The organism is Commensalibacter papalotli (ex Servin-Garciduenas et al. 2014) (genome assembly GCF_000527695.1).
GTDB classification, from domain to species: Bacteria; Pseudomonadota; Alphaproteobacteria; order Acetobacterales; family Acetobacteraceae; genus Commensalibacter; species Commensalibacter papalotli.
In genome coordinates this window covers 147,797-160,072 of the sequence record NZ_ATSX01000002.1, presented here as the reverse complement: position 1 = coordinate 160,072, position 12,276 = coordinate 147,797, and the positions used below count along the sequence as shown (strand labels likewise).

The following is a 12,276-nucleotide window of genomic DNA, read 5'->3' as shown; positions in this document are numbered from 1 at the left end:
GACTAATATTGAATTTGAACTTGTATTTTAAATGATGCTTTGATATTGATAGTGTCAATAATTATTGGGTGCATAGCTCAGTTGGTAGAGCAGCTGACTCTTAATCAGCGGGCCCAAGGTTCGAACCCTTGTGCACCCACCAATTTCAAGTTTAAGATCGTTGTAATTTTTTCTTTTTGCGAGCTAATAGAATAAAGAAAGCTTGGAAGAAAATCAGGATAAAAGCAGCGATTACTGTTGCAGGACCAACACCTGTCATTCCCCACCATTGAATAGATAATAATAACATTGGTAAGAAAATTAAAACATCTATACCTCTGGCATAAATGGCACCACTAGTATTTCCTGTTGTGATTAAAATAGGTTCAAGAGACATTCCCCAAATTAAAACAAGTTCTGCACCTGCAAGCCAATATAACAAAGTTAATGTTTCAGGTGTTGGGTCTTTATGCAACAAGATATGCATAATTGGAACAGCAATATAGGGTAAAATTAAAAGTAATATGCTTGTAAATACGCCTGTAAGCAAGGTAATTTGTAAGGCCATTTTGTAGAGATGGGAGGGTTTGTTACTCTGCCAAGAGCGCACCATTTCTGGATATAAAGTCGATTGTAATAAGACAATAGGTTTGGCCATTGCTTCTGCTATTTTATTGGCAATATTATAATATCCAGCAGCAATAGGCCCCAGTGTTCCCCCAATAACCAGGGTGGTAATTTGTTTGAAAGCCAAAGAAAAAGTCATATTTAAATTTGTATTCCATGCAAATTTCCATATGCCAGGCAAGTCTTTGGTAAGGCCTTCATGAATACCATTTAGAAACCCTTTGAGTAAGCCGTGGCGATGTAATTGATACAAAGCAAAAGTTAAAAACGATGAAAAGCTGACAATAGAAGCTAACATCCATATTCCAACAGCACCTGTAAGGCCGCCTCCAACTAGGATTAAACATAAAATTCCTAAAAGTCGAGTAGAGGTTGAGACCGTTCCTTGGATAGCAATTAAATCATATCGATTAAGCAATCTTAAAATACCATTAGAAGTGGCACTGGTTGTAAAGATAACGCTAAAACTGTAAAAAATCCCTAAATAGCGCCATTCTGGCGGCCATCCCAGATAAGAGCTAAAGTAAACAGCACACAGAATGCCAACGATAAAAGCAAAAATTGCACTACAAATATCTAAAAGAAAGGAAAATCTTAAGACACGTTGTACCAAGGGTATATTTTTATTTTCGTATGGTTTAAGGCCATAGTGTAAAACGGTTTGCCAAGATTGAAACTCTGCGAGATCACCTATAGTCTGAGAAAATGAATGTATCAGAATAAGAAAACCGTATCCTTTATCCCCTAAAAGATGAATGGTTAAAGAAATTTGTAAAAGGCCTAAAGGCGCATTGATGGCTTTTCCACTAAGTAATTTAAGCAGATTACGCCCTGAACGCCTTAAACTACCTCTATTTGAGGGAATAGTTGTATCAGACACGATAGTTTCCCAAATCGTTAATAATAGTCACTTCATATAAGATAATTTAAGATTTAGTAACCTTAAATTATTGAATTGACCAATGTAATTTTTACCAAGAGAACAAATAGTATCAAGTTGTTGGATATTCGTTAATGGTTAATGCACGCCAATTATCTTTATTTTTCTCTAGGATGGTTATAGAAAGGTTTAAAATAGATAGCGATAAAGCCGAATCAAGAGGTATTCTTAAACTATAAGCAATTGCGGCTCGGATAGTACCACCATGGGAGACAATAATAATATCCTGCCCTTGATTAATATCGGCAAGCTGTTTCAATCGTGGACCAACACGGTGAATTACATCATACATATTTTCCCCATGAGGTGGACGTTCTTTGGCGCAAAAAGGCCAAAAAGGATGTGACGGATATTGACAATATTTGCTTGCGATACCATGTGTTAGTCCTTGCCATTCTCCTAAATCTTGTTCCAAAAAGGAATTATCAATTTGTAAGGGATGATGACCATATCCAGCATTTTGGATTAAACGAGCTGTATCTTGGGTTCTAGAAAGAGACGAAGTAATCCAAGATTTGGTTTGAGGTAATCTTTTTGCCAAGTGATGATAAATATGTTGTTGTTGTTTGATATGGTCAGGACAAAGAGGGACATCCATAGAGCCATAAAGATAATTTCTATCTGTTTGATTAACAATGGCATGGCGGATAAACCAAAAGCGTGTTGAACTTTGTATCAGAGCAGGATTATCAAGAAATTGATAAATATTTTTTGTCATTTTAAGATTCTATATGAATAAACTAGATTATAATAACACAGTCATTAAATATACGTTATTACCTCTTATATTAGAAGGTAAATAGCTTGATATTATATATATAGACGTTTACAAAAGAAGAAAGTTTTAACTTTAAAGTTTTTTAAAGGTGTATCCTATTATGCAAATTCTTGTTACGGGCGGATGTGGTTTTATTGGTTCTGCTGTTGTTCGTCATTTAATTCATAATACTCAACATTCTGTTGTGAATGTTGATGTGTTAACTTACTCAGCCTCTCCAGAAACAGTAGCAGAAATTGAAAAGGATGAGCGATATCATTTTTGTCAGATAAATATTACAGATGCAGCAGCATTAAAAAAAGTATTCGAACAATATAAGCCTGATGCAATTATGCATTTAGCTGCTGAATCACATGTGGATCGTTCCATTGATGGGCCTGGTATTTTCGTAGAGACGAACGTTGTTGGTACTTATACCTTATTAAACGTTGCTTATGAATATTGGAAAGATTTGTCCGAAGATCAAAAAAAGAATTTTCGTTTTCATCATATTTCAACAGATGAAGTATTTGGCCATCTTGAACTTAATGACCCTCCATTTACAGAAACAACACCTTATGATCCTCGTAGTCCATATTCAGCATCAAAAGCGGCTTCTGATCATTTAGTACGCGCTTGGTTCCATACATATGGATTGCCGACTTTTGTAACCAATACGACGAATAATTATGGGGTTTGGCATTTTCCTGAAAAATTAGTTCCTTTGATTATTATTAATGCCCTAGAAGGCAAAGAATTACCTGTTTATGGTAAGGGCGATAATATACGTGACTGGTTATTTGTCGAAGATCATGCCGAAGCATTGGTGAAAGCTGTTGAAATTGGTGAACCAGGTGAAACCTATGCCATTGGTGCAAGACAACCCCGAACCAATTTAGATGTTGTGAAGGCGATTTGCTCTATTTTGGATGAGTTAAAACCTGATTCAAAAGGGAAATATGAACGGTTAATTAAATTTGTTGGGGATCGCCCTGGCCATGATTTCCGATATGAAATTGATCCTTCTCATGCGGAAAAAACGTTGAATTGGAAAGCACAACATAACTTTGAGACAGGTATTCGCAAAACTGTTCAATGGTATTTAAATAATCAAGATTGGTGGCAATCTATTCGTGATAAACGATATAGTGGTCAACGCCTAGGAACAAAATAAGGAAATCAAGATGCAAGCAAAACCAATGAAAGGAATTGTACTCGCAGGAGGTTCTGGAACGCGTTTACATCCATTAACTTTGGCATCAAGTAAACAGTTATTACCTGTTTATGACAAACCGATGATTTACTATTCTTTATCTACGTTAATGTTAGCAGGTATTCGGGATATTATGATTATTTCGACACCACAAGACATCCCTCAATTTAAAAGATTGTTAGGTGATGGTTCTGATTGGGGAGTCAGTTTTGAATATTGTATTCAACCGAAACCAGAGGGATTAGCACAAGCATTTGTTTTGGGTGAGGGTTGGTTGGATGGGGCCCCTTGCGCTTTGGTTCTAGGTGATAATTTAATTTTTGCTGATCATTTAAGTGTTTTATTACAACAAGCTGCACAACGACAAAATGGTGCGACTGTTTTTGCCTATCAGGTTCGTGATCCAGAAAGATACGGTGTTGTTTCTTTTGATGAAGATGGGAAAGCGCAGCAAATTATTGAAAAGCCGATTGATCCACCTTCGAATTGGGCCGTAACAGGGTTATATTTTTATGATTCAAAAGTTACTCAATACGCAAAAGAGGTAAAGCTATCTCCTCGTGGAGAGTATGAAATCACAGATTTAAATAAAATGTATCTAGATAATGAAGAGTTACGCGTTGAACTTTTAGGGCGTGGTTGTGCTTGGTTAGATGCTGGAATGCCTGATAGTTTAATGCAAGCGGGGACCTTTGTACAAACAATTCAATCTCGTCAAGGAATGTTAGTTGGCTCACCTGAAGAAGTAGCATATCGTCGTGGTTTTATAGATGCCAATCAATTACGTACATTGGCTAAACGTGTTCAAAAGACTGAATTAGGTCGGATGTTATTTGAATTGTCTAATGAACCTCAAGAAGGTTAAGGAAATTAATAATGAAAATAGAATTTTTAGCTATTCCTGAAGTTGCATTGATTACTCCACCTCGTTTTCAGGATAATCGTGGTTTTTTTTCTGAAACTTATAATGCAGAACGTTTAAAAGAAGCTGGTATTCATCTTCCTTTTGTTCAAGATAATCAAAGTCTTTCTACGCAAAGAGGTGTGGTCCGAGGTTTACATTGTCAGTTGGCGCCTTATGCACAAGGTAAATTAGTTCGTTGTACCCAAGGTTCAATCTGGGATGTTGCGATTGATGCACGCACGGGATCACCAACTTATGGACAATGGGTTGGAGCTGAGCTTTCTGCAGATAATTGGTCACAGCTTTGGGTTCCACCAGGATTTTTACATGGCTTTTGTACTTTAACGGATAATGTGATGGTACAATATAAATGCACGGGCTTATTTAATAAAGCCAGTGAACGTGCAGTACGTTGGGATTGTAAGGATTTGGCAATAGATTGGCCAATTAAAAAAGAAGAGACTATTTTATCGGAAAAAGATGCACAAAATCCTGGTTTTTCCGAAGCAAAAGGCTGGTTTTCATATCCATAAGAGGTAAAAATAAATGACTATTCTGGTTATTGGTGGAAAAGACGGTCAGTTAGCAACTTCTTTTCTAAATTTAAAAGATGATCGATTGACGTTTCTTGGACGTCCAGAGTTGGATTTTACGAATGTTGACACGTTAAAAGCTGCTTTTGCGGGCGAGAAGCCTGATTTGATTATTAATACGGCGGCTTGGACCGCTGTCGATGCCGCTGAAACACAACAAGAAGATACTTATTTGGTTAATCGTGATGGCCCTGCACAGCTGGCTAAATTGTGTGCGGTTAACAATGTTCCTTTTATTCATGTATCTACAGATTATGTTTTTGCTGGTGATAAAGGCTCTCCTTATGTTGAAACTGATCCTGTTTCTCCTGAAACTGTTTATGGGGCCAGTAAAGCTGAGGGTGAACAAGCGATTTTAGCAGCACAACCAAACGCTGTTATTCTAAGAACGGCTTGGGTGTATTCTGCACACGGTAAAAATTTTGTTCGCACAATGCTTAATGCAGGCGCTAAAAATCCGGCATTAAAAGTCGTTGGTGATCAATATGGAAACCCAACTTGTTCAGATGATTTGGCATGTGCAATTATGCAAATTGCGGATCGTTATTTAAAAGAAGGATGGAATTCTCAGTGGAATGGTATTTACCATGCTGTTGGAACTGGAGATACAACTTGGCACGGATTGGCTGTTGAGGCTTTACAACAAGCTTCTCTATATGGTCAAAAAATGCCAGAAGTGACTGCTATTAAGACAGAAGACTGGCCAACTCCTGCAAAGCGTCCTCAAGATTCACGGTTAAATACAGATAAATTATATCAAACATTTAACATACGTTTGCCTACATGGCAGGATAGTGTTGCAAAAGTTGTAAAAACATTGTTGAGTGCTTAAGGTGTTTTAATAGTTATAATAAAAAGCCCTGAAATATTCAGGGTTTTTTTATAAGTGGCACTTTTTTAAAAAGTCTAACATATGTGCTGGCGGTTCAGCTTGAGCGAATAGGGGAGGGGATAGAGGGAGATTTATTTCCCTACTAAAGAGTTGTAAAAATTCATTTTTATTACTAACAGGATTATAAATACGATCCCCAATAATTGGATTTCCTAATAATGCACAATGAGCTCTTGCTTGGTGAGTTCTGCCCGTTAAAAGTTGTAATTCAAGACAAGTAATGATTCCATTTGTCCCTAGTATTTTCCATTTTGTTAAAGCTGATTGCCCTTTGGGATCGTGCTGCATAGACCATTTTTTGTTTTTAGTAACTTTTGCAAGTGGTAGTTTAACTAATCCAGAATTCTCATTAGGCTTTCCTTTTACGATTGCCCAATAGATTTTAGTAACATTTTTATTTTCAAAACAGGCTTGTGCGTTGATCAAAGCTTGCTTGCGTAAAGCAATGACCAAGCATCCAGCAGTATCTTGATCTAATCTATGTACTAACCAAGGCCCTTCTTTGCGTTTAGAAAGAAGAGGAAAATAATCCTCAACAGACTGTTGTTCAGAGTGTCTGTTGCTATAAACAGGCATCCCAGCAGGTTTGTTGATAATAATAAAATGGTTATTTTGAAATATAATGGGAAAGGGAAGCTCTGTCATGGTTAATCGTCTGAAGCTCTATTGGCCAAAATTTCTCTTTTGCCAACATGATTTGCGGGGCTGACAATACGTTCTTTTTCCATTTGTTCGATAATCTTGGCGGCACGATTATAACCAATAGATAAATGGCGTTGAATAAAAGAGGTTGATGCTTTGCCTTCTTTGACAACTAGAGCAATGGCTTGATTATAAAGTTCATCACTATTATTACCGGAACGTCCACCAGAGTTATTATTTTCTTCTGCAGGCTCTGCGGTTACATCTTCTACATAAATAGGCTCTCCTTGGCTGCGTAAATGTTGAACCACTTTATCAACTTCATCGTCTGAAACAAATGGGCCATGAACGCGTTGAATGCGACCACCAGCTTGCATGAACAACATATCGCCCTGACCTAATAATTGTTCAGCACCTTGTTCTCCAAGAATGGTTCGGCTGTCGAATTTACTAATCACTTGAAAAGAAATACGGGTTGGGAAATTGGCTTTAATCGTTCCTGTAATCACATCAACAGAAGGGCGTTGGGTTGCCATAATAACGTGAATTCCAGCTGCACGCGCCATTTGAGCTAGACGCTGAACAGCCACTTCGATTTCTTTACCTGCCACCATCATTAAATCAGCCATTTCATCAATAATAACGACAATATATGGAAAATGTTCCAAAGGAATTTGTTGTTCTTCAAACGTTGGACGGCCAGTTTCTGTATCAAATCCTGTTTGTACCCTGCGGGTCATAGTTTTGCTTTGATTGCGTGCATTGGTAATCCGTTGATTAAAACCATCAATATTTCGAACGCCTAGTTGAGACATAAGGCGGTAACGGCGTTCCATTTCCCTGACGGCCCATTTAAGTGCAGATAATGCTTTGTGAGGATCTGTGACAACTGGTGTTAAAAGGTGGGGGATCCCTTCGTAAACAGAAAGCTCCAGCATCTTTGGGTCAATCAAGATCAAACGGCATTCATCAGGAGATAAACGGTAAAGTAAGGACAGGATCATTGAGTTGACCCCAACAGACTTTCCAGATCCTGTTGTTCCAGCAATCAGAAGATGTGGCATCTTGGCAAGATTTGTATAAATAGGTTCACCAAAAATGTTTTTACCCAAAGCAAGACAAAGTCTTGCTGTATGTCGGTGCCAAGTTTCTGTGGTTAACATTTCAGAGAAATAAACCATTTCTCTTGTATTGTTTGGCACTTCAATACCAATAATATTGCGCCCAGGAACAGTAGCAATACGCACAGAGATAACCGATAAAGAACGCGCAATATCATCAGATAATCCGACCACTCTGGCAGAGCGGATACCTGGTGCGGGTTCTAATTCATACAAGGTAACAACAGGCCCACATAGAATTTCACCAATAGTACCCTTGACCCCATAATCATCTAAAATATTTTCCAACATACGGGCATTTGCTTGCAACATTTGTTCGCTAGGTCGGTTATTATTCCCTTCTGGATTTTTCCTCAGTAAAGAGACAGGAGGAAATGCCCAAGAGTTTTCACTAGGGTATTGTTCTTCTTGTTTATAAGGATCGGCTGCCTGTAAAGTTTCTTTGATGGGTGTAATATGTTCGTTAACAATATGCTCTTTAATGGGGGTTAAGCGCTCTTTAATTGGTTTATGAAACAGTGAAAAAATCCCTTTTGCCTTAGGGGGATTAATTGCTTCTGTTTCTTCAAATACAGAGCTATCCTCGTTATACTCTTGATGAGTAACTGGCATAGCAGGAGGGGATGCAAGCTGTGCTGGTGGCGTCGGAGCATATGCAGTATTTTTAATGTTTTTATCTTGAGGATTTTGAGGATCAAAAATAGGGGTATTATCTGGCGCTAAAGAGCTTGCCTCTTGTTTCCTTTGCGCAGTTGCAGGATAGGGATTTTGTGTCGTTGTCCTAATAGATTCTTGATATGAACGTGGTGTATATTCTTGTTCAGATGCTGTTTTTGGATCAGATTTAAATGGTGACTTGTCGTAAGAGCGAACAGGAGAAGAATAGGTACTATTCGTATATTGGTCTGATTCTGGTGCTGCTTTTTTTCGTTTAAAGATTAAATAAGTAATAATTCCAAACGTGCGTTTAAAGAATCTGAGAATGCGATACCATTCTTGTTTTGATAATCCCATCGATAAAGGAACGAGTAACAAACAAAGAATAATTCCAAGCGTCCAAATAAGGATTTTACCAGAAAGCCCCAAAGCGTCAGAAGCTGCGGTAAAAGAGGTTTGTGCAATAACAAATCCTACAGAGCCACCAATTCCTGATTCACTGGGCCATTGTGGAGAAAAATCGTTGGAAACAAATAACGGAATAGCAGCAATAACCGCAGCACAGGCAGGTAACGCAAATAATGTTGTGATAATTCGCAAGACAAAACCTTGCAAATGCTGGTGCCTAATAATTCGCCATCCCCATGCCATAAAAACAATAACGGGGAAAAAACTGGCTATTCCAACCCATTGAATCAACATATCGGACAAATGTGCCCCAATATACCCCAACAAATTAGTAGGAGGCTGTGTCGAGGAGGTATTAAAAGAGGGATCAGATGGATTATAACTGATTAATGCCAAGGTTAACAAAAATGCAAAAACCCACAGAATCCAACCACTTAGCTGCACGATTCGTTTTCCAAATGCAGATTGTAATTCAGAAGAAATAATTTTTTCTGTTTTATTATGGCCGATCACTATGATTATCCATTTGTTAGTATGATGATAAAGGGTTCGTAACGGATAGAGACAATCAAATTTACTCTATTATATTGTTTTGTTTCCAAAATTTTAAATATGCAGCACCTATTTTTCGCTCGTTTATCATATCAAATGATTGATTTATAGGTAGTTCCTCATTAATGGCTGTCTCTGTAATAATCAATGCATCTGGCAAGATCCATTTTTGTTGTTGCAGTTTTTTCAATGCAATAGGAATTAATTCCTGATGGTAAGGGGGATCAAGAAAAAGCAAATTACATGAACAGGGGCTTAATGGAGGTGTTAAGACATCCTTATATAGGATGCTTACAGAATTTGCACGGCAAAGTTGAATGTTTTTTTCTAAGGTTTGTCTAGTTTGTACATTTTTTTCAAAAAAATATGCTTTTTGTGCACCTCGGGAAATGGCTTCCAACCCCAAAGCACCTGTGCCAGCAAATGCATCGAGAATAATTGCATTTTCCATAAATTTTTTTCCTGCCCAAGGCGCATGCATTAATATATCAAACAATGTTTGTCGCGCACGATCTGAAGTTGGCCGTGTTTCTTTACCTATAGGTGTAAATAAAGTGGTGCCTTTATAATTTCCTGCAATGATGCGCATCTCAAAATTTACTTTTTTCGAGGTTCAATAGAGGCAAGTCCAATTTGCTCTTTGATAACTTTTAAAGTCACTTCGTCAAGGCCACCTTTGGCTAAAGTTCCTAGTTGAAATGGGCCATAGGCAATTCTAATCAATCGATTTACTTGCAGGTTAATATGCTGCATTACTCGTCTGATTTCACGGTTACGCCCTTCTTGAAGGGAGACTGTTAACCAAGTATTATTGCCTTTGTGCGAATCAACTTTGACATCAATCGGGGCATAATGGATCCCTTCAACCGTAATTCCTTTTTTCAGCTTATTAAAATCATCATGATTAATCGTGCCAAAGACCCTTACTCGATAACGTCTGATCCATTGGCTGGTGGGCATTTCTAGTTTTCTGGCTAAAGCACCATCATTGGTTAGTAATAATAGGCCTTCACTATTTAAATCCAAACGGCCCACGCTGATCACACGTGGCATGGTTTCTGGTAAAGCCTCAAAAACTGTTTTACGTCCTTCAGGATCTTTGTGCGTGGTGATTAACCCAACAGGTTTATGATAACGCCATAAACGTGTGCGGTCTGGAGGAGAGATAACTTGTCCATCAACGCGAATAATATCTTGTTCTTGTACAAAGGTCGCAGGTTTTGTTACGATTTCATTATTTAAAGAGATTTTACCTTCTTCGATCATGACTTCTGCTTCTCGGCGAGATGCCACACCTGCTCTGGCTAGCCATTTAGCGATACGCTCCCCTTTGTTTGGAGAATCAGAAACAGAATCATTATTGGGGTTGTGCATAGAGTTTCGCCTTGGCAATTAAAGCAGAGAAAATTTTACGATCAGGATATTCAATTCCGAATTCGGGATGCCATTGTACACCAACAAAGAAAGATCGTGAAGGATCTTCGATAGCTTCAATCAGATTATCTTCGGCAATGGCACTGACTATCCCTCTTCCTGCGGATTTAATTCCTTGATGATGAGAGGAATTAACAGCCCAGCTTTTTCTTGGGCTTAATGTGGATAAAAAAGTATCAGGTTGAATTAAGACAGAGTGACTTCCTTGATGAGGGGGTAATTGTTGTTCATGAGGGAGTGCATCAGGCATATCATCAGGAAGATGTTGATAAAGTTCTCCACCTAAAAATACAGCCATTAATTGTGCCCCACCACAAATACCTAAGACAGGTATATTTTTCCCCCAGGCGGCTTTTACAAGGGCGAGTTCGAATTCTGTACGTACTTTATTGAGTTTTACATTTTTATGAATATTTTGGGCGCCATAAAGATGTGGAGAAATATCAAAATTTCCTCCACTGATGATTAATCCATCCAGTTTTTCAAGTATAAAATCTATATTTTTAGGGTTTAAAGGGGGAAGACCTATCGGAATACCGCCTGCCTCAATGGTAATGGTTGTGTAATTTTTACGCAGAGCCATCCATGGATATGCAGAATATTCATGCTCTGAACCGTTTAATACATCAAGGGTAATGCCAATCAAAGGCGGAGAAAGAAATGTCGTCAATATAATTAATCTATGTTGTTATGAGGAGTTATAATATCTTCTTTAAGAATAAGTAACCTGTTTGTCAAAGTCTCTTTATCTGTTTAATAAAGAATGTGTGGGGTCAGGGGTAATTATAAACATAGTCATTGATTTCTCTTTTCCTGTTTTTCGTGGCAACAAAATTCTTGCAGAGTTAGAATGTTTATCCGTGTAATGTAACTAGAAGACGTAATGGCAACAATACATATTAAGTTTCCTAAGTAGATCATTTTAAAAGTGTTATAGGTTTGGTTTATGTTTATACACAGATTAAAAAAAGGCTTTTTAATGATAATTCAAGATATGAATATTGAGCGTTTAGTCTAAACAGGAAAAATAAATTTTTCTTTAATTATTATAAGGTAATAGGTCATTGCAAAGCCGCATATCTTCTTATTGGAGAATGGATCAAGCGTTAGAGCTAGCTAATAAAGCTTTTAATAAAGGAGAAGTTCCAGTGGGGGCTTTAGTTCTCTCATCAGATAGACAAATCATTTCCCAAGCTTTTAATCAGGTAGAGCAATTACAAGATCCTACAGCGCATGCAGAAATGTTGGCGCTTAAAGAAGCATGTGCAATTCTCAATAAAAAACGCCTGGTTGGGTATACGTTGGTTGTAAATTTAGAGCCTTGTCCAATGTGTGCAGCCGCCGCGATGCATTATCGGGTGGAGCGTATAGTATTTGGAGCTTATGACCCTAAGGGTGGTGGGATAGATCATGGGGCTTGTTTATTTTCCCATCGACAAACGTTGCATTGTCCAGAAATTATTGCTGGGGTAAGAGAGCAAGAAAGTCAAAAGTTACTTAGATTTTTTTTTCAATCTCTTCGATAAATATTTTGTTAATTTTTGCCATAATTATCAA

The 12,276-nt window shown here is 37.8% G+C and carries 12 protein-coding genes and 1 tRNA gene; 6 read left to right on the top strand and 7 right to left on the bottom strand.

All coding sequences use genetic code 11. The annotated features are described in order from the left end of the window. Window positions 1-66: 66 nt before the first annotated feature. Window positions 67-142 (top strand) — tRNA-Lys (locus COMX_RS07780). Window positions 143-151: 9 nt separating this feature from the next. Here COMX_RS07780 and COMX_RS07775 read toward each other — a convergent pair. Together COMX_RS07775 and COMX_RS07770 are read right to left on the bottom strand one after the other, a co-directional pair. Further along, window positions 152-1,486 carry a lipopolysaccharide biosynthesis protein gene (locus tag COMX_RS07775; protein WP_034339608.1) on the bottom strand — a complete coding sequence of 445 codons (1,335 nt, stop codon included), beginning with the start codon at window positions 1,484-1,486 and terminating at the stop codon, window positions 152-154. A gap of 112 nt (window positions 1,487-1,598) precedes the next feature. Continuing rightward, window positions 1,599-2,264, bottom strand: a complete 666-nt coding sequence (locus COMX_RS07770; protein ID WP_034339604.1) for a histidine phosphatase family protein — start codon at window positions 2,262-2,264, stop codon at window positions 1,599-1,601. A 160-nt stretch (window positions 2,265-2,424) separates the two neighbouring features. Here COMX_RS07770 and rfbB point away from each other — a divergent pair, with 160 nt between their 5' ends. From rfbB to rfbD, 4 genes are read left to right on the top strand one after another with little or no spacing between them, the layout of a single operon-like run. After that, entirely contained in the window at window positions 2,425-3,477 is a 1,053-nt protein-coding gene (gene rfbB / locus COMX_RS07765) for a dTDP-glucose 4,6-dehydratase (RefSeq protein WP_034339602.1), read from the top strand. A gap of 10 nt (window positions 3,478-3,487) precedes the next feature. Further along, window positions 3,488-4,381: a glucose-1-phosphate thymidylyltransferase RfbA gene (gene rfbA / locus COMX_RS07760; RefSeq protein ID WP_235176835.1), complete on the top strand. Its 894-nt coding sequence runs from the start codon at window positions 3,488-3,490 to the stop codon at window positions 4,379-4,381. A gap of 11 nt (window positions 4,382-4,392) precedes the next feature. Then, window positions 4,393-4,953 (top strand): dTDP-4-dehydrorhamnose 3,5-epimerase, encoded by a 561-nt coding sequence (gene rfbC, locus COMX_RS07755; RefSeq protein ID WP_034339600.1) that lies wholly within the window; start codon window positions 4,393-4,395, stop codon window positions 4,951-4,953. 13 nt (window positions 4,954-4,966) lie between these two features. Next, on the top strand, window positions 4,967-5,845 hold the full coding sequence (gene rfbD / locus COMX_RS07750) for a dTDP-4-dehydrorhamnose reductase (RefSeq protein ID WP_034339597.1): 879 nt from the start codon (window positions 4,967-4,969) through the stop codon (window positions 5,843-5,845). A gap of 48 nt (window positions 5,846-5,893) precedes the next feature. Here rfbD and COMX_RS07745 read toward each other — a convergent pair whose 3' ends face one another. The 5 genes from COMX_RS07745 to COMX_RS07725 all read right to left on the bottom strand — a co-directional run bounded on the left by COMX_RS07745 (window position 5,894) and on the right by COMX_RS07725 (window position 11,389). Then, a complete protein-coding gene (locus COMX_RS07745) occupies window positions 5,894-6,550 on the bottom strand; it encodes an RluA family pseudouridine synthase (protein ID WP_034339594.1) in 657 nt (218 codons plus the stop codon). 2 nt (window positions 6,551-6,552) lie between these two features. Beyond that, on the bottom strand, window positions 6,553-9,246 hold the full coding sequence (locus tag COMX_RS07740) for a DNA translocase FtsK (RefSeq protein WP_084051567.1): 2,694 nt from the start codon (window positions 9,244-9,246) through the stop codon (window positions 6,553-6,555). A 61-nt stretch (window positions 9,247-9,307) separates the two neighbouring features. Beyond that, window positions 9,308-9,874 carry a 16S rRNA (guanine(966)-N(2))-methyltransferase RsmD gene (gene rsmD / locus COMX_RS07735; protein ID WP_034339590.1) on the bottom strand — a complete coding sequence of 189 codons (567 nt, stop codon included), beginning with the start codon at window positions 9,872-9,874 and terminating at the stop codon, window positions 9,308-9,310. Window positions 9,875-9,882: 8 nt separating this feature from the next. Further along, complete coding sequence (locus COMX_RS07730; protein WP_034339587.1) at window positions 9,883-10,659, bottom strand: pseudouridine synthase; 777 nt, start codon at window positions 10,657-10,659, stop codon at window positions 9,883-9,885. Further along, a complete protein-coding gene (locus COMX_RS07725) occupies window positions 10,643-11,389 on the bottom strand; it encodes a gamma-glutamyl-gamma-aminobutyrate hydrolase family protein (RefSeq protein WP_034339584.1) in 747 nt (248 codons plus the stop codon). Before COMX_RS07725 ends, COMX_RS07730 begins: the two co-directional genes overlap by 17 nt. Window positions 11,390-11,813: 424 nt before the next feature. Here COMX_RS07725 and COMX_RS07720 point away from each other — a divergent pair, with 424 nt between their 5' ends. Beyond that, the gene (locus COMX_RS07720) at window positions 11,814-12,245 is read left to right on the top strand and encodes a nucleoside deaminase (RefSeq protein WP_034339581.1); all 432 of its coding nucleotides are present in this window, start codon (window positions 11,814-11,816) and stop codon (window positions 12,243-12,245) included. Window positions 12,246-12,276: the final 31 nt, after the last annotated feature.

What these genes read in the sequence shown, in the direction of transcription:
- COMX_RS07770 (WP_034339604.1), bottom strand. Translation starts at nt 2,264, where the DNA reads ATGACAAAAAATATTTATCAATTTCTTGATAATCCTGCTCTGATACAA.
- rfbB (WP_034339602.1), top strand. Translation starts at nt 2,425, where the DNA reads ATGCAAATTCTTGTTACGGGCGGATGTGGTTTTATTGGTTCTGCTGTT.
- rsmD (WP_034339590.1), bottom strand. Translation starts at nt 9,874, where the DNA reads ATGCGCATCATTGCAGGAAATTATAAAGGCACCACTTTATTTACACCT.
- COMX_RS07720 (WP_034339581.1), top strand. Translation starts at nt 11,814, where the DNA reads ATGGATCAAGCGTTAGAGCTAGCTAATAAAGCTTTTAATAAAGGAGAA.
- rfbC (WP_034339600.1), top strand. Translation starts at nt 4,393, where the DNA reads ATGAAAATAGAATTTTTAGCTATTCCTGAAGTTGCATTGATTACTCCA.
- COMX_RS07730 (WP_034339587.1), bottom strand. Translation starts at nt 10,659, where the DNA reads ATGCACAACCCCAATAATGATTCTGTTTCTGATTCTCCAAACAAAGGG.
- COMX_RS07745 (WP_034339594.1), bottom strand. Translation starts at nt 6,550, where the DNA reads ATGACAGAGCTTCCCTTTCCCATTATATTTCAAAATAACCATTTTATT.
- rfbD (WP_034339597.1), top strand. Translation starts at nt 4,967, where the DNA reads ATGACTATTCTGGTTATTGGTGGAAAAGACGGTCAGTTAGCAACTTCT.
- rfbA (WP_235176835.1), top strand. Translation starts at nt 3,488, where the DNA reads ATGCAAGCAAAACCAATGAAAGGAATTGTACTCGCAGGAGGTTCTGGA.